Source organism: Pseudomonas oryziphila (assembly GCF_003940825.1).
Taxonomy (GTDB): Bacteria; Pseudomonadota; Gammaproteobacteria; order Pseudomonadales; family Pseudomonadaceae; genus Aquipseudomonas; species Aquipseudomonas sichuanensis.
In genome coordinates this window covers 1,828,276-1,843,459 of sequence record NZ_CP034338.1, presented here as the reverse complement: position 1 = coordinate 1,843,459, position 15,184 = coordinate 1,828,276, and the positions used below count along the sequence as shown (strand labels likewise).

16 protein-coding genes are annotated in these 15,184 nt (G+C 64.3%); 5 read left to right on the top strand and 11 right to left on the bottom strand.

The window, feature by feature from the left end:
* The first annotated feature begins 591 nt into the window (after nucleotides 1–591).
* From EJA05_RS08745 to EJA05_RS08730, 4 genes are all read left to right on the top strand, one after another.
* Entirely contained in the window at nucleotides 592–840 is a 249-nt protein-coding gene (locus EJA05_RS08745) for a hypothetical protein (protein WP_125857962.1), read from the top strand.
* Between the two features lie 154 nt (nucleotides 841–994).
* Nucleotides 995–1,264 carry a DUF3077 domain-containing protein gene (locus tag EJA05_RS08740; protein ID WP_125857961.1) on the top strand — a complete coding sequence of 90 codons (270 nt, stop codon included), beginning with the start codon at nucleotides 995–997 and terminating at the stop codon, nucleotides 1,262–1,264.
* A gap of 936 nt (nucleotides 1,265–2,200) precedes the next feature.
* Nucleotides 2,201–3,736 carry an NCS1 family nucleobase:cation symporter-1 gene (locus EJA05_RS08735; protein WP_125857960.1) on the top strand — a complete coding sequence of 512 codons (1,536 nt, stop codon included), beginning with the start codon at nucleotides 2,201–2,203 and terminating at the stop codon, nucleotides 3,734–3,736.
* A gap of 17 nt (nucleotides 3,737–3,753) precedes the next feature.
* Nucleotides 3,754–4,482 (top strand): aspartate/glutamate racemase family protein, encoded by a 729-nt coding sequence (locus tag EJA05_RS08730; protein WP_125463313.1) that lies wholly within the window; start codon nucleotides 3,754–3,756, stop codon nucleotides 4,480–4,482.
* 92 nt (nucleotides 4,483–4,574) lie between these two features.
* Here EJA05_RS08730 and EJA05_RS08725 read toward each other — a convergent pair whose 3' ends face one another.
* The 4 genes from EJA05_RS08725 to EJA05_RS08710 all read right to left on the bottom strand — a co-directional run bounded on the left by EJA05_RS08725 (nucleotide 4,575) and on the right by EJA05_RS08710 (nucleotide 7,513).
* Nucleotides 4,575–5,768, bottom strand: a complete 1,194-nt coding sequence (locus EJA05_RS08725) for a D-amino acid dehydrogenase (RefSeq protein WP_125857959.1) — start codon at nucleotides 5,766–5,768, stop codon at nucleotides 4,575–4,577.
* Nucleotides 5,769–5,814: 46 nt separating this feature from the next.
* The gene (locus tag EJA05_RS08720) at nucleotides 5,815–6,477 is read right to left on the bottom strand and encodes a histidine phosphatase family protein (RefSeq protein WP_125463311.1); all 663 of its coding nucleotides are present in this window, start codon (nucleotides 6,475–6,477) and stop codon (nucleotides 5,815–5,817) included.
* A 209-nt stretch (nucleotides 6,478–6,686) separates the two neighbouring features.
* Complete coding sequence (locus EJA05_RS08715) at nucleotides 6,687–7,025, bottom strand: FKBP-type peptidyl-prolyl cis-trans isomerase (protein WP_125857958.1); 339 nt, start codon at nucleotides 7,023–7,025, stop codon at nucleotides 6,687–6,689.
* 74 nt (nucleotides 7,026–7,099) lie between these two features.
* Nucleotides 7,100–7,513 carry a GFA family protein gene (locus EJA05_RS08710; RefSeq protein WP_125857957.1) on the bottom strand — a complete coding sequence of 138 codons (414 nt, stop codon included), beginning with the start codon at nucleotides 7,511–7,513 and terminating at the stop codon, nucleotides 7,100–7,102.
* 251 nt (nucleotides 7,514–7,764) lie between these two features.
* Here EJA05_RS08710 and EJA05_RS08705 point away from each other — a divergent pair, with 251 nt between their 5' ends.
* Nucleotides 7,765–8,631 (top strand): halovibrin HvnA, encoded by an 867-nt coding sequence (locus EJA05_RS08705; protein ID WP_125857956.1) that lies wholly within the window; start codon nucleotides 7,765–7,767, stop codon nucleotides 8,629–8,631.
* A 46-nt stretch (nucleotides 8,632–8,677) separates the two neighbouring features.
* Here EJA05_RS08705 and EJA05_RS08700 read toward each other — a convergent pair whose 3' ends face one another.
* The 7 genes from EJA05_RS08700 to EJA05_RS08670 all read right to left on the bottom strand — a co-directional run bounded on the left by EJA05_RS08700 (nucleotide 8,678) and on the right by EJA05_RS08670 (nucleotide 15,183).
* On the bottom strand, nucleotides 8,678–9,466 hold the full coding sequence (locus EJA05_RS08700; RefSeq protein WP_125857955.1) for a PhzF family phenazine biosynthesis protein: 789 nt from the start codon (nucleotides 9,464–9,466) through the stop codon (nucleotides 8,678–8,680).
* Nucleotides 9,467–9,517: 51 nt separating this feature from the next.
* Nucleotides 9,518–10,456, bottom strand: a complete 939-nt coding sequence (locus EJA05_RS08695) for a 2-hydroxyacid dehydrogenase (protein WP_125857954.1) — start codon at nucleotides 10,454–10,456, stop codon at nucleotides 9,518–9,520.
* Nucleotides 10,457–10,597: 141 nt separating this feature from the next.
* Nucleotides 10,598–11,011: a hypothetical protein gene (locus EJA05_RS08690; protein ID WP_125857953.1), complete on the bottom strand. Its 414-nt coding sequence runs from the start codon at nucleotides 11,009–11,011 to the stop codon at nucleotides 10,598–10,600.
* A gap of 12 nt (nucleotides 11,012–11,023) precedes the next feature.
* Nucleotides 11,024–12,211 (bottom strand): c-type cytochrome biogenesis protein CcmI, encoded by a 1,188-nt coding sequence (gene ccmI / locus EJA05_RS08685; protein ID WP_125857952.1) that lies wholly within the window; start codon nucleotides 12,209–12,211, stop codon nucleotides 11,024–11,026.
* The gene (locus tag EJA05_RS08680; protein ID WP_110995287.1) at nucleotides 12,204–12,680 is read right to left on the bottom strand and encodes a cytochrome c-type biogenesis protein; all 477 of its coding nucleotides are present in this window, start codon (nucleotides 12,678–12,680) and stop codon (nucleotides 12,204–12,206) included. Before EJA05_RS08680 ends, ccmI begins: the two co-directional genes overlap by 8 nt.
* Nucleotides 12,677–13,213: a DsbE family thiol:disulfide interchange protein gene (locus tag EJA05_RS08675; protein WP_125463303.1), complete on the bottom strand. Its 537-nt coding sequence runs from the start codon at nucleotides 13,211–13,213 to the stop codon at nucleotides 12,677–12,679. The genes EJA05_RS08680 and EJA05_RS08675 overlap by 4 nt, the downstream gene beginning before the upstream one ends.
* Nucleotides 13,210–15,183 carry a heme lyase CcmF/NrfE family subunit gene (locus EJA05_RS08670; protein ID WP_190306079.1) on the bottom strand — a complete coding sequence of 658 codons (1,974 nt, stop codon included), beginning with the start codon at nucleotides 15,181–15,183 and terminating at the stop codon, nucleotides 13,210–13,212. Before EJA05_RS08670 ends, EJA05_RS08675 begins: the two co-directional genes overlap by 4 nt.
* Nucleotide 15,184 lies beyond the last annotated feature (1 nt).

Here is a 15,184-nt window from a genome sequence, read left to right as displayed (position 1 = left end):
CTGACTACCCAGGGCCAGCGGTGTGAGGCCCAAGGGCCTGTCTTGAAATCGCATGTGGGCCACCAGGTGCATGGCGACAGGTTTGCAGCGCCTATCAGATCGAGCGCCGCCCGCGCGGCGCATCGCTGGCAAGCCAGCTCCCACATTTGTTTCGGGCCAGTTAAGCCTGGGCCATCACCGCTGTCCGCCTTGTTGGCATGGCGCGATATCTTTGTGCGCGCTGAAATGCGCCTACGAAGACCGGCCAATATCCATGCGATGTCTGCAACTCCTGAATTTGCTACCGGCCACGAAGAATCAGATTAAAGCCCTTACTTGTAGTCCATTTCCCAAACATACTCCTGCCGCCTTTTTTCCGTTGCGGTCGCCCTGGCGGCCCCCTAGTCTCGGCGAGTCGTTGCTCATCAACGACACAGCTTTGACAGGCTGTGACGGTAAATAGCGTGCGGTTTGCCGTTATGGCGGCTGTACGTGCGGGCACGTTCGCGTGCGCCGGAACTTTGCTATTTCCGCCGGTCTGTCAACCCACGTACAGCTGCCACCCTCCTGTTTGACAGCAGGCAGGTGGTCGCACCTGAAAGGTAAATAGCTATGTTGAAGATCGTCCCCGATCCACCCCACAACCACCACTCCCTCGAAGACACCCTCGTCCAGGCCACGGAGTACGCCCTGTGCGCTCAGGCCATGGCGCATCAGGCCATTTCGGTCCAGCAACCCAAGTCGCCCGCGTCGCTTCTGATCATGGCGTTGATGCATGAGATCGAGGCGCTGCGGGTGCTGCTCGAGTCGGCGTTGATTCAAGCGCAGATGCCGCAGCTGGAGCGCCGGGCGTTCCACTAGGCCGGTAGGCGTGTTTTGCCTGGGCCGCCCTCATCGCCGGCAAGCCGGCTCCCACAGGGATTGGCTTTGCCCTAGCACCGGTGCCGTAACTGTGGCGTTGGGTTGCCAGCGACAGGGGCCGTCCAGGCATCGATCATTTCAGGGAGAGTGAGCAATGAACACAGACGACACCACGCCCCGCACCACCGTGGGCAAAACCAAGTTCTATCAAGGCGAAGGGATGACCGCCCCGCTGTTCTGCATCGAGCCCGGCATCCCCTGCCAGCATGCGCGGGACCAGGCTTCGGAACTGATGGGCTGCGTGCGCGACCTGACCATTACCGGGATCATGGAAGAGAAGCCGCAACTGCTGTGGGCGTCGTATTACCTGAGCGCGCTGGCCAAGGCGCTGCTGGATGATGCGGAGTTGGGGATGAAGCACTGAGGGGTGGATTGCCTGTGAGACAGGCGCAGCGGCATCCGCGCGCACCGCGATACCGCGTCATGCCAACAAGGCGGACCAGGTGATGGCACAGGAAAGACTGGCCCGAAACAAACTGTGGGAGCGGGTTTACCCGCGAAGCGCCGCGCGGGCGGCGCTCGATCTCATAGGCGCTACAAAAACATCGCCAGGCACCTGGTGGCCTTCACCCAATCTCCCGCCATGCGCCTGGTGGCCGTTACCCGATCCTGATTACCCAAGGCCAGCGGTGTGACGCCCAGGGGCCTGTCTTGAATTCGCATATGGGCCACTAGGTGTTCGCCGATGTTTCATCAGCGCCTATGAGATCGAGCGCCGCCCGCGCGGCGCTTCGCGGGTAAACCCGCTCCCACAGTTTGTTTCGGGCCAGTCTTTCCTGTGGCATCACCGCTGTCCGCCTTGTTGGCATGGCGGGGTATCGCAGTGCGCGCTGAATGAGCCGGCTTGCCGGCGAAGAACCTTGGCGATTTTTTGTACACATAAATGTCACCTTAAGTGCCATTTTTGTGTGCACTTTTGCGAAGCAGCGCCCCATTAGGTTACACACCACAGCCAACTAATTTTGACCAGTTGATCAACTAATTCGCATCTTAAAAAATTTAAACTGTTCATTCGGTCAACTTATAAATCCTTAATTTCAGCAACTTATATTTCAACTAGCCAAACTCAAAATGATGGCACCATGAAACTTGGATTCACCCTGGCATAGAACTGGCTTTTGTGTGTTCGTGTTTTGTATACAAGTTGAACGAAACATAAATACACAAGAACCCGCAGCGTCGCCCCGAACCGCGACCGCCGCGCCCAGAACCCAGTGATGCCAACGCCTGCACCGACGAGATGGCGAGCCCGTGCGCCAGCGCCCGCTCATCGCAGTCACACGCATCAGGAGCCGCCGGAATGAGTAGCAGCCTCCCCCTTGCCCCTGAACTTTCCGTTGCCAGCACCAGCCCCGCCGCAACCACCCTCGAAGGCCACCCGGCCGACCTCGAACTGAGCCCGCGCCTGCATAACCGCGACCTCGCCCCGACCAAAGCCGAAGGCCGGCGCTGGGGCGGCTACAGCATCTTCGCGCTGTGGACCAACGACGTGCACAACATCGCCAACTACTCCTTCGCCATGGGGCTGTTCGCCCTCGGCCTGGGCGGCTGGCAGATCCTCCTGTCGCTGGCGATCGGCGCGGCGCTGGTGTACTTCTTCATGAACCTGTCCGGCTACATGGGGCAGAAAACCGGCGTGCCGTTCCCGGTGATCAGCCGCATCGCCTTTGGCATCCACGGCGCGCAGATCCCGGCGCTGATCCGCGCGGTGATCGCCATCGCCTGGTTCGGTATCCAGACCTACCTCGCCTCTGTAGTGCTGCGGGTGCTGCTCACGGCCGTCTGGCCGCAAGTGGCCGCCTACGACCACGACAGCATCCTCGGCCTGTCGAGCCTGGGCTGGGTGTGCTTCGTGTCGATCTGGCTGGTGCAGTTGGTGATCCTCGCCTACGGCATGGAAATGGTGCGCCGCTACGAAGCCTTCGCCGGCCCGGTGATCCTGCTGACCGTGGCCTGCCTGGCGGTATTCATGTACTTCAAGGCCGACGCGCGCATCGCCTGGTCGGTTGCCGAACCCCTGACCGGCTACGAGATGTGGCGCAACATCTTTGCCGGCGGCGCACTGTGGCTGGCGATCTACGGCACCCTGGTGCTGAACTTCTGCGACTTCGCGCGCAGCTCGCCGTGCCGCAAGACCATCCGCGTCGGCAACTTCTGGGGCCTGCCGGTGAACATCCTGGTGTTCGCCGCCATCACCGTGGTGCTGTGCGGCGCGCAGTTCCAGATCAACGGCCAGATCATCGACAGCCCGACACAGATTGTCGCCAGCATCCCCAACACCCTGTTCCTGGTGCTGGGCTGCATGGCCTTCCTGATCGTCACCGTGGCGGTGAACATCATGGCCAACTTCGTCGCCCCGGCCTTCGTGCTCAGCAACCTGGCGCCACGCCACCTGAACTTCCGCCGTGCCGGCCTGATCAGCGCCACCCTGGCGGTGCTGATCCTGCCGTGGAACCTGTACAACAGCCCGCTGGTGATCGTGTACTTCCTGTCGGGGCTGGGCGCCCTGCTCGGCCCACTGTACGGCGTGATCATGGCCGACTACTGGCTGCTGCGTAAGGGCCGCATCAACGTGCCCGAGCTGTACAGCGAGAACCCCGCCGGCGCCTACCACTACAGCAAGGGCATCAACCTGCGCGCCCTCGCCGCGTTCATCCCCGCAGCGCTCTTGGCCATCGTCCTGGCCCTGGTACCCAACTTCCAGAGTGTCGCGCCGTTCTCCTGGCTGATCGGGGCCGGCATCGCCGCCGCCCTGTACCTGCTGATCGCACCGCGCCACGCCCAGTACCACGACGTCAGCGGCGAGTGCATCGCCGTCGACCACAGCAGCCACTGATTTCAGGGAAGTCCGTCATGCGTATTCTGATCGCCAACGTCAACACCACCGCAGCCATAACCGAGGCCATCGCCGAGCAGGCGCGCAGCGTCGCCGCGCCGGGCACCGAGATCGTCGGCCTGACGCCCTGGTTCGGCGCCGAATCGGTGGAAGGCAATTTCGAGAGCTACCTGGCCGCCATCGCCGTGATGGACCGGGTGCTGGCCTATGACCAGCCCTACGACGCCGTCATCCAGGCCGGCTACGGCGAACATGGCCGCGAAGGCCTGCAGGAGTTGCTCAACGTACCAGTGGTGGACATCACCGACGCCGCCGCCAGCACGGCGATGTACCTGGGCCACGCTTACTCGGTGGTAACCACCCTGGACCGCACCGTGCCGCTGATCGAGGACCGTCTGAAACTGTCGGGCCTGTACGACCGCTGCGCCTCGGTGCGTGCCAGCGGGCTGGCGGTACTGGAGCTGGAGGCCGACCCAAGGCGGGCCGTTGAAGCCATCGTCGAGCAGGCCGAGCGCGCCGTGCAGGAGGACAAGGCCGAGGTGATCTGCCTGGGTTGTGGCGGTATGGCCGGGCTTGACGAAGAAATTCGCCAGCGCACCGGGGTGCCGGTTGTGGATGGTGTGAGTGCGGCGGTGACCATCGCCGAATCGCTGGTGCGCCTGGGCTTGAGCACATCCAAGGTGCGCACCTATGCCACGCCGCGGGTGAAGAAGGTGGTGGGCTGGCCGATGCGGTTCGGTCGCTGAATCACTTACCGCCAGTACTGGCCCTATCGCCGGCAAGCCGGCTCCCACATGCACTTGTGGGAGCCGGCTTGCCGGCGATAGGGCCCGCAGACTCACCCCATCATCCTGGCCAACCGCTCGCCACTGCCACAGGCCAGGGTGAACCCCAACGCCCCATGCCCCAGGTTCAACCACAGGTTGCGGTACATCGTCGCCCCGATGATCGGCACCCCGGTCGGCGTTGCCGGCCGCATCCCCGCCCACTCCACCGCCTGGCCATAATCGGCCGCCCCGGGCAGCGTCTCTCCCGCCAGACGGCGCATGCTGCGCAGCCTGCCGGCATCCACCGTTTCGTCATAGCCGACAATGTCCACCATCGCCGCCACCCGCAGCTGCTGGTCCAGCCGCGCATAGACGATCTTGCGCTCGTAGTCGGTCAGGCTCACGTCAGGCGCCCGATGCGCCTCGGTGACGGGTGCGGTCAGGCTGTAGCCCTTGAGTGGATAAACCGGCAGGTTCAAGCCGGGCAATGCCAGGCTGGCGCTGCGGTGCCCGGCGCACAGCACCAGGCGTTGGACGTCCAACTGGCGATCAGCGAGCGCCAGCGCCACCACTTCGTCCTTGCGCCGTATCAGCCGAGTCACCGCCTGGCCCAGGTGCAGCCGGCAGTGCCCCGACGCCTCCAGCCGCTCGGCCAGGCGCAGGCAGAAGCGGTGGCAATCGGCGACTTCCTCGTCCGGGGTGAACACACCGCCGATAAAAGGCGCCTCGGCCAACGCCGGGTCGAGCAGGCGCAATTGCCCGGCATCCAGCACCTGCTGATTGAGTGGATCGAGCAACTGTTCGCGCCCATGGGCGAAGGCCTGCCGGGTGCGAAAGGCCACCAGTTTGCCGTTGCGCCGCCAGGCAAAATCCGCCAGGCCGTCCTCCTCGCGCCAACGCGCCAGCGCTGCCTGGCTCTCAAGGGCCAAGTTCAACAACTGGGCAGCATTGCGGCGATTGACCCCTGTGCGGCAGGCCATGACGAAGGCCGCCAGCCAGCGCCACTGGGCCGGGTCCAGGCGCAGGCGCAAGCGCAAGGGCGAATCGCCCCGCAACAACCAACCAAGCGCCTGCCATGGCACTCCGGCATCGGCCAGCGGCGCCACATAGCGGTATGAAAGCTGCCCGCCATTGGCGAAACTGGTGGCACTGGCCAGGCTGTCACGGGCTTCGACCAGGTCGACCGAGTACCCCTCGCGCACCAGCGCATAGGCGGTCGCCAGGCCAACCACCCCTCCTCCGATCACTGTTACCCGCTGGCTCATCCGTACATCCCTGTGCATGGGTTCAGCGCAAGACAGTACCAGCAGCTCAGGTCGGGCAGCCAGACTCGCCGTTGTCGAGGCCCTGGCGCACATTACGGCTGAGCAGGCTGGCCTTGCCGTCGTGCCAGGTCAGGGTGAGCACGTACAGGGTGTCGAAGTCATCCCCGCTCCAGTCCTGGGTGATCACCCGATCCTCACCCAGGGCCTTGCCGGCCACGGCATTGATCAGTTCCGGCAGGTAACCATGGGACCAGGCGGTATAGACGGTGGCATTGCGGTACTTGTCGCGCAGCAGTTCCCTGGCCAGGCCGTCGGTGTCGTTGGCGCCGTAGTCGATGTTCACCGGCAGGCCCAGGCGGATGGCACTGGGGGTGATGGTCATGAGTGGGCGGATATAGCTGTAGCTTCGGTCCTGGCTGCCCTCCTCGACATGCCGCGAAGGATTGGCGGCGAACACGTAGTCGGCCTTGCCGAAACGCTCCGGCAGCAAGGTGGCCAGGTCGATGGCACGGTTGAGCCCCTGGCAGTTCAACTGGCCCAAGCCTTCGCCAGGCTTTTCGGCGTGGCGCAGGAACACCAGGGTCTGGGTGCCATCCACCGGTTGCGCCCGGCTTTCGACCACATCCATTGCCAGGGGCACGGCCGCAGCGGTGAGCAACAGGCTCAACAGCAGGTGACGACGACGGCGAACGAAGGGGGGCAGTTTCATCTACGGCAGGCTCTTGTGACAGAAGGTATCGAGGCTCGCCACATGGCCTGCCGTCGATGCCGCAGGCGCCCTTGAAGTGGATGCCATCCTTGGCCGCGCGTGAGGGTCAGAGTGCCCTCGCCCCGTTTGGTTCCTCCCTGGATACAACTGCCGTTCCGTGACCAGCGACCACGTTAGTAGAGGACTGTTGCCAAATGATGTCCCGTGCCTCAATCGTCCCGGGTCAGTACTTCGAGCAGTTCGATCTCGAAGGTCAGATCGGAATTCGGCGGGATTGCGCCCACGCTACGCTCTCCATAGCCCAGATGTGCCGGCACCAGCAGCTTGCGCTTGCCACCCACGCGCATGCCCATCAGGCCCTGGTCCCAGCCCTTGATCACCCGGCCGGTGCCGATCACGCACTGGAACGGCTTGCCGCGCGTCCAGGACGAATCGAACTCGCTGCCGTCGGCCAGGGTGCCCCGGTACTGGGTAGTGATCAGCGCGCCCTTGACCACGGCCTTGCCGTCGCCTTCCTGTAGATCGATGACTTGCAGCTCACTGCTCATGGCAGGTTCCTCGAAGCGGTTTTTCGTGGCCGCCCTTTTCGCAGGAATGCAGCTGCTTGGCAAGACCGGCTGCCTCAGGATGGGGAGAACTGCTCGAAGATCTGCTGGCCGGTGAGATTTTTGGTCTCGTTGCTGAAGCAGTACCAGGTGGGCTTTTCATCGATGAAGATCTGCTCGGTGAAGGTCCAGTCTTGCTTACCGTCGAACAAGCCTACCGGCACAACGTACATATCGTCCTTTTTCAAGCGGTAGAACAAGTGCGTACCGCACTGGCCGCAGAAACCGCGCTGGGCCCATGGCGAGGAGTCGTAGACGCTGGGCGCCGGGCCCTCGATCTGCGGCGGCGCGGCGCAATGTACCGCCAGCAGCGGGCCGCCGGTCCACTTGCGGCACATGCTGCAGTGGCAGGCGCTGATATGGGTGTTGCCGACGGTGACCTTCAAGCGGGTCGCACCGCACAGGCAGGTGCCTTGCTTTTCCATGGACATAGTTGAGCATCTCTGCTGGATGAGGCAGCGAGTATAGTCACAACCCGCACTGATAGCCCGAGAGGGACATGTGCCCATCCCACAACGCGCAGCCTCGCCACCTGGTATTTTTGCCAGTTGTGGCTCTCTGCCCTCCTGCCTTAGTTTCACTCACGCCTAGGCCTTGAAACATGTAACCCGATGCTTGCCGCATCCAACCGGGATGCAGCGGCTATCACTTACGCCTCAGTGGCGAATCGAGGTCACCTGCCATGAAGACCAGGCTCTTTCTGTTGATTGTGTTGCTACTTACCGGGTGTGCCGGGCAACGCCCCTCCACGACCGTCACCAGGGCCGATGGCCCGGCGACCGCAGCGGCGCTGACCAGCAGCTATCATGAAAGACCGGCAGACTGCGGCAGCGACACCATGCCCGCTTTTCTGTGCTCAGGGGTGATGATTCGCGTCACCACTTACGGGGACGCCTATGATTCCTGGGACCCCAGCCCCAAGGCACACGCCAAGGGCAGCGTTTCATTCTCGTTCTTGCGCAAGGACAACAACTTTGCCTCCTTCGCCTGGGATCGTCCCAATGTGAACGGCCTGATTTTCTATCCCGTGCTGAACACGCCTGCGGGTCTTGAACGCATACAAGTGCTTTGCTTTTTCCCCATGGACGGTTGGACCGACAACCGTAAGGCGGATCAAGGTTGTGGCGTTTACCCGGGCGTTGCCAATTCCGACAAATGCCATCGCCTGAATATCACAATGGCGGAGCAGTGGAACGCGGCCTATCCGCCAGGTACCGCCGGCAGCAGAATCTGTGGTTGGGATGTTCGTGATGAACTGAACCAGTATGCAGGCCCCAACTTCTATCAAGGCATGCGCTCCAAATGGCGTGATTCACGCTACTTCAACCAATGGAATGAACTGTTGCTAAAAGTCTGGGATGACAATCTGGATGGCCGTCTACCGCTACAGGCCTTCTTCTACAACAACAGTACGGCCTTGATCGATGCCAAAAAGGACAGGGCAAAATTCCTGAGCAAGACCGGTATCAGTATTCCGCTCATCAAGGTCACGCTGCCGACAGTGCCCAGTGGCGATGCCACTTTCCAATATATTGCCGGCGATCAATAGCCCAATCCTTGACGGACCTGCTTCGAGCCGAAGCAGGCCCGCATGTTCAGATATGAATCGAGCCGCGAAGATACAGCGCCCCAAGCCCAAGAATGATCACCCGCCCATTACCCGGCACTTCACAAGTCAACTGCCCCTTGCGAGCACCGCCCTGTTCGCAACTAAGCACTGGTTTGCCCAGTCGAGCCGCCCACAACGGCGCCAGCGAAGTATGAGCAGAGCCTGTGACCGGGTCCTCGTTGACCCCGACCCGAGGGCCGAACCAGCGGGTAACGAAATCGAAGCCGCGGCCCGGCGCGGTCACTGCGATGCCACGTACATCGAAAGCCGACAGTGCAACGAAGTCCGGTTCGAGCGCGTCGAGCAGCGAGGCGTCATCGATCATCACCACATAATCGTCCGATCGGTACACTGCACTCGCGGTACCCAGACCCAATGCCGCCAGCAAGCCTTCGGGTATATCCACTGCAACCGGCTGCTTGGCCGGGAAATCCATGGCCAGCCGGCCATCGGCAGCACGGCTGACCCGCAACTCACCGCTACGGGTACTGAACCGCAGCACCTCGGCTCGCTCGCCCAGTTGCTCGAACAGCACCCAGGCCGCCGCCAAGGTCGCATGACCACACAGGTCGACTTCCACGGCCGGCGTGAACCAGCGCAAGTCGAACACTTCGCCATTGCGGACGAAATAGGCGGTTTCCGACAGATTGTTCTCTTCGGCGATGCGTTGCAGCAGGTCGTCCGGCAACCACTGCTCCAGCGGAATCACCGCCGCGGGGTTGCCGCCGAAAGGCACGGCAGAAAACGCATCGACCTGGAAGATCTCGAGTTGCATGCAAAAACTCCTCAAGCCCGGCAGGGTGCCAGGCAAACATCGGCAAAAGGTTCAGCCGCGAACAGGCGTGAGCACTGGCTGGCCGGCGAAGAACGCCTCCAGGTTGCGTAGCACCAGGGTCACGGTGTCACGGGCCGCTTGCGGTGACTGGCCGGCGACATGCGGGGTGAGTACGGTGTTGGCCAGCGCCTTGAGCGCATCGGGCACGGCAGGCTCGTCATCGAACACATCCAGCGCAGCGCCGGCGATCGCACCCTGCTGCAAGGCAGCAACCAACGCCTGGGTATCCACCACGCTGGCTCGGGCGATGTTGACCAGATAGCCCTCGGCGCCCAAGGCTTCGAGCACCTGGGCATCCACCAGGTGGCGAGTGCCGTTGCCGCCCGGAGTGGCCACCACGAGGATGTCCACCGCGTCGGCCAGGTGCAGCGGGCTGTCGTACCAGGTGTAGGGCACATCGGTGCGCGGGGTGCGGCTGTGGTAGCTGACGTTCATGTCGAAGCCCAGGGCGGCGCGCCGGGCGATGGCCTGCCCGACAGCGCCAAGGCCGATGATGCCCAGGCGTTTGCCACTCACCGATGGGCTGATCACTCGGTTCCATTCACCGCGACGGGTGCTGGCGTCAGCACGCGGGATGTCGCGCAGCAGCGCCAGCAGCAGGGCCAGGGTATGGTCAGCGACCGCGCCGGCATTGGCCCCGGCGCCATTGGTGACGGTGATGCCCCGTGCCGCGGCGGTGGCCAGGTCGACCTGCTCGTAGCCGGCGCCGATCACGCAGATGATCTGCAGCTTCACCAGCTGTTCGATTTCAGCACCAGTCAGGCCCAACGGGCCACGGGTGAGCACAGCATCGATTTCGCCAGCGTGCCGGGCGATGGCATCGGCGCGCAGCTGCGGCGAGGGCGCGCGGATCAGGCGGTAACCGGCCTGTTCCAGCAGGGGTAGGTAGTCATCGACGGTTTCCACCAGCACCAGGACTGTCTTGCTCATGCCACCCTCCATTGAATGCGAAGGGGGAGTATGCCAGTTGTTGACGCTGCCGGCCCTATCGCGGGGCAAGCCCGCTCCCACGAAGAATCGTGGGAGCGGCGGTGCGCCGATGCGACTTGCCCCGCGATCAGACCACGGCAGTTATTGCCCGAACGCCCTGCCCAAACCACCCGGCACACCACTGCTGTCGGTGTCCTGCCACGGGCCGTTGGGGCTCAACGACCAGCTCCAGCCGTTGTTCCAGCGGTAATAGGTGCGTTGGCGGTAGAAGGTGTTGGGCTGCTTTTCCAGCACATAGACCCCCAGCTTCGGGTCCCAGTGGCTGGCGCCGCCGGGTGGCGGGGCAAAACTGGCGGAAGTGCGCGGCATTGGCTTGGGCGTCGCCGCCGGCCCACCGGGCTTGCTGCCTGGCAGCGGCTTGACCGCCGGCCCCTGGTGCGGCGGCGGTGTGGTCTGGATTGGCGGCAGCGGCTCGCGCTCGCCTGGCTGATGCACCGTACACGCGGACAGACCCAGGGCCAGGGTAATCAGGGTCAGGCGGACGGTGCTGTTCATGGCGTTGCTCTCTTATGAATCGGGGCTGTCGATGGTCAGGTGCTGGATGGCCTGGGTGCCGCTGGCCAGCGGGGCGCTCTGGCCTTTCCACTCACCGTGGGTCGGCTGGCCTGCACGGGAGACACGGGCAACCAGTTGGACTTCAGCGTAGTCCGACAGTTTCATCTGCGGCATCATCGCGTCGGCGTCCGACAGCTCCACCTCGATCGGCAACTGCGCCACGGTCACCCGCTTGGCCGCCAGCGGCATGGGCGGGCCATTGCTGGCGCGGGCGAAGATGAACACGGTGTCGTCCGGGCGGACCTTGTCCTTGAGCGCGGCGGCCAGCTCTACCCGCACTTTCAGACGTGCGCTTTGCTCGACCTTGGCGCCGCCAGCCTTGAGCTTGTCTGCGGCGCGGTCGATGCCGCCCTGCAGTGCGGCACGCGAGGCATCGCCCTCGGGCAGCTGCGCCAGCAGGCGCTGCCAGAAGCCGATGGCCTCCTGGTAACGCTGCCCCTCGAACGCGGCAATACCGCGCAGGCCAAGGCTGGTGACTTCCTGCGGGTCGGCCTTCAAGGCCTCCTCGGTCAGCGCTTGCAACTGCGGGCTCCACTGCTTGTCAGCGGCGAAGTACAGCGCCTGGGCCCATTGCCCGAGCAGCTCCGGCTGGCGCCCGGCCAGGGATACTGCGCGCTCGAAGGCCTTGGCGGCATCCGCCGGGCGCTGATCGGCCATATAGGTGCGGCCCAGGATGTACAGGGCTTCGGCCGAGTCCGGCTGGGCCTGTACCGCCCGCTCCAGGCGCGAGGTCATTTCCTGCATGGATTGCGGCGCCTTGGCGAACTCCTGGGTCAGCTCGACCTTGTCGGCAGCGCCGAAGTGCAGGTACAGCCCCAGCGCCATGGCGGGCACCAGCACCGCCGCCAGCAGCGGGATGGCCTTGCCCAGGTGGCCCTGGCGGGCGACGCCGTCGCGCTCGGTGTCGGCCAGCAGCTCGCGGGCCGCTTCGTCGCGGCCCTTGGCCAGTTGTTCGGCGTCGAGCACCCCGGCCTGCTGCTGGGCAGCCAGCTCGGCGACGCGTTCTTCGAACAGCGCCACGTTGAGTGCGGTACGGTCCTGCTCGGCCTGCTGGCGACGGCGGCCACGCAGGATCGGGAGCAGCAGAAATGCCAGGGCGGCGAGCAGCAGCAGGCCCGCGCTAAGCCAGAATTCAGTCATGGGTACGGTCTTTTTCCAGCAGTTTGGCGAGACGCTCGCGTTCGTCGGCAGACAATTCGGCGGGGCCGGCCGCGGCTTGGCCACGGCGGCGGCGCACGATCAGCGCCAGCACCACGAAACCGCCAGCCAGCAGGATGCCCGGGCCGAACCAGAGCAGGAAGGTGCGCCCACTGAGCGCTGGCTTGTAACGCACGAAGTCGCCATAGCGATCGACCATGAAGTCGACGATCTGCTGATTGCTCTTGTTCTCGCCAAGCATGCGGAAGATCTCGCGGCGCAGGTCGGCGGCAATCGGCGCGTTGGAGTCGGCGATGTCCTGGTTCTGGCACTTGGGGCAGCGCAGTTCCTTGGTCAGTTGCTGGTAGCGCTCACGCTCGGCTTCGTCGCGAAACTGGTAGGTGTCGATGGCCGCCCTGGCGGCGCCGGCCAGGCTCAAACCCAGCACGGCGGCAGCTAACCAGCGCTTCATGGCCTGGCCTCATCGACCAGGCCCTGGTACAGCGGCGCCAGCTGCTCGCGCCACACCGTGGCATCGACCACACCGACGTGCTTGTAGCGGATGATGCCCTTGGCATCGACCAGGAAGGTTTCCGGCGCGCCGTACACCCCCAGGTCCAGGCCCAGCGAGCCTTGCGGGTCGGCGATATTGAGCTGGTAGGGGTTGTGGAACTCGGCCAGCCATTTCAACGCGGCGGCGTTGTCGTCCTTGTAGTTGACCCCGTGGATCACCACACCCTGCTCGGCGAGCTGGTTGAGGTAGGGGTGCTCGACCTTGCACGACGGGCACCAGGTGCCCCACACGTTGACCAGCGCCGGACGGCCGAGCAGGTCGGCCTGGGTCAGCGTGCGGTCGCCCTGCACGGTACCCAGCGAGAAGGCCGGGAACGGCTTGCCGATCATCGCCGAGGGTAGCTCGTCGGGCTTGAGGAACAGCCCTTTGTAAAGAAACACCGCCACCAGCAGAAATACCGCCAGTGGCACCACCATGACCCAACGCTTCATGCAGTTGCTCCAGACACGCCCAGGGCCTCACGCACCCGGGTCTTGACCTTGACGCGGTAGCGTCGGTCGAAGGCCGCCAGCAAGCCGCCCAGGCCGGTCAGCAGACCGCCCAGCCAGATCCAGCGGACATAGGGTTTGATATGCACCCGCACCGCCCAGGCGCCGTTTTCCAGCGGCTCGCCCAGAGCGACATACAGGTCGCGGGTAAAGCCGGCATCGATGCCGGCCTCGGTCATCATCGACTGCTGCACGGTGTACAGGCGTTTTTCCGGGTGCAGTACCGAGACTTCACGGCCCTCGCGGGAAACCCGCACGGTGCCCTTGTCGGAGATGAAGTTAGGGCCCTCGAAGTGCTTGGCGCCTTCGAACAGGAAGTGGTAGCCGCCCAGCTCGACCGTCTCGCCCGGCGCCATGCGCAGGTCGCGCTCGGCGCTGTTGTTGCTCGACAGCACCACGCCCAGGGCGCACACCACCAGGCCGAGGTGGGCCAGCTGCATGCCCCAGTAGCTGCGACCAAGGCCGCCAAGGCCTTTGAACAGGCCCTTGTGGCGGGTCTTATCGAGGATGTCGCGTACGCCGCTGAGGACCACCCAGGCAGCCAGGGCGAATACGCTCAGGGCCGGCCAGTCGAAGTCATCGACCAGCAACCCGGCGAGCGGCGCCAGCACGGCGCTGCCGATCAGCACCGGGGTCATCATGCTGGCCAGCCATTTGCCGGGGGTGTCCTTCCAGCGCACCACCACACCCACGCCCAGCACCAGCATCAGCAGCGCCATCAGCGGCAGGAACAAGGCATCGAAGTAAGGCGGGCCGACCGACAGCTTGGCCCCGGTCAAGGCATCGAGCACCAGCGGGTAGAGAGTGCCGAGCAGGATCATGGAGGCCGCCACCACCAGGACCAGGTTGTTGGCCAGCAGCAGGGTTTCCCGCGACCACAGGGCAAAGCCGACCTGGCTCTTGACCACGGGTGCGCGCAGGGCGAACAAGGTCAGCGAGCCACCGACCACGAACAGCAGGAAGATCAGGATGAAGATGCCGCGCGACGGGTCGGCGGCGAACGCGTGCACCGACGTCAGCACGCCGGAACGGACCAGGAAGGTACCCAGCAGGCTCAGCGAGAATGCAGCGATGGCCAGCAGCACGGTCCAGCTCTTGAATACGCCGCGCTTTTCGGTGACCGCCAGCGAATGGATCAGCGCCGTGCCCACCAGCCAAGGCATGAACGAGGCGTTTTCCACCGGGTCCCAGAACCACCAGCCGCCCCAGCCCAGTTCGTAGTAGGCCCACCACGAGCCGAGGGTGATGCCCACCCCGAGGAAGGCCCAGGCAACGATGGTCCAGGGCCGCGACCAGCGCGCCCAGGCAGCGTCCAGGCGCCCGCCGAGCAGCGCGGCGATGGCGAAGGCGAAGGCCACCGAGAAGCCCACGTAGCCCATGTACAGCATCGGCGGGTGGACGATCAGGCCGAAGTCCTGCAGCAGCGGGTTGAGGTCGCGACCGTCGCCTGGCACCTGTGGCAACAGGCGCGAGAACGGGTTGGACGTGATGATCAAGAAGCTCAGGAAGCCGACGCTGATCATGCCCATCACCGCCAGCACCCGGGCCAGCATCACTTGCGGCAGTTGGCGCGAGAAGATCGACACGGCGAAGGTCCAGCCACCGAGGATCAGCGCCCACAGCAGCAGCGAGCCCTCGTGGGCGCCCCATACGGCGCTGAACTTGTAGTACCAGGGCAAGGCGCTGTTGGAGTTGCTGGCCACATAGGTGACCGAGAAGTTGTCGGTCATGAAGGCGTGGGTCAGGCAGGCGAAGGCAAAGGCGAGGAAAGCAAACTGCCCCCAGGCCGCCGGGCGCGCCAGGCTCATCCACAGGCTGTCGCCGCGCCAGGCGCCAAGCAAGGGCACCGTGGCCTGCACGACCGCGAAGCAGATCGCCAGGATCATCGCCAACTGGCCGAGTTCGGGGATCACC

What these genes read in the sequence shown, in the direction of transcription:
- ccmI (WP_125857952.1), bottom strand. Translation starts at nt 12,211, where the DNA reads ATGACTGAATTCTGGCTTAGCGCGGGCCTGCTGCTGCTCGCCGCCCTG.
- EJA05_RS08695 (WP_125857954.1), bottom strand. Translation starts at nt 10,456, where the DNA reads ATGAGCAAGACAGTCCTGGTGCTGGTGGAAACCGTCGATGACTACCTA.
- EJA05_RS08690 (WP_125857953.1), bottom strand. Translation starts at nt 11,011, where the DNA reads ATGAACAGCACCGTCCGCCTGACCCTGATTACCCTGGCCCTGGGTCTG.
- EJA05_RS08725 (WP_125857959.1), bottom strand. Translation starts at nt 5,768, where the DNA reads ATGAGCCAGCGGGTAACAGTGATCGGAGGAGGGGTGGTTGGCCTGGCG.
- EJA05_RS08735 (WP_125857960.1), top strand. Translation starts at nt 2,201, where the DNA reads ATGAGTAGCAGCCTCCCCCTTGCCCCTGAACTTTCCGTTGCCAGCACC.
- EJA05_RS08675 (WP_125463303.1), bottom strand. Translation starts at nt 13,213, where the DNA reads ATGAAGCGTTGGGTCATGGTGGTGCCACTGGCGGTATTTCTGCTGGTG.
- EJA05_RS08745 (WP_125857962.1), top strand. Translation starts at nt 592, where the DNA reads ATGTTGAAGATCGTCCCCGATCCACCCCACAACCACCACTCCCTCGAA.
- EJA05_RS08720 (WP_125463311.1), bottom strand. Translation starts at nt 6,477, where the DNA reads ATGAAACTGCCCCCCTTCGTTCGCCGTCGTCGTCACCTGCTGTTGAGC.
- EJA05_RS08700 (WP_125857955.1), bottom strand. Translation starts at nt 9,466, where the DNA reads ATGCAACTCGAGATCTTCCAGGTCGATGCGTTTTCTGCCGTGCCTTTC.
- EJA05_RS08710 (WP_125857957.1), bottom strand. Translation starts at nt 7,513, where the DNA reads ATGTCCATGGAAAAGCAAGGCACCTGCCTGTGCGGTGCGACCCGCTTG.
- EJA05_RS08680 (WP_110995287.1), bottom strand. Translation starts at nt 12,680, where the DNA reads ATGAAGCGCTGGTTAGCTGCCGCCGTGCTGGGTTTGAGCCTGGCCGGC.
- EJA05_RS08740 (WP_125857961.1), top strand. Translation starts at nt 995, where the DNA reads ATGAACACAGACGACACCACGCCCCGCACCACCGTGGGCAAAACCAAG.
- EJA05_RS08730 (WP_125463313.1), top strand. Translation starts at nt 3,754, where the DNA reads ATGCGTATTCTGATCGCCAACGTCAACACCACCGCAGCCATAACCGAG.
- EJA05_RS08715 (WP_125857958.1), bottom strand. Translation starts at nt 7,025, where the DNA reads ATGAGCAGTGAGCTGCAAGTCATCGATCTACAGGAAGGCGACGGCAAG.
- EJA05_RS08705 (WP_125857956.1), top strand. Translation starts at nt 7,765, where the DNA reads ATGAAGACCAGGCTCTTTCTGTTGATTGTGTTGCTACTTACCGGGTGT.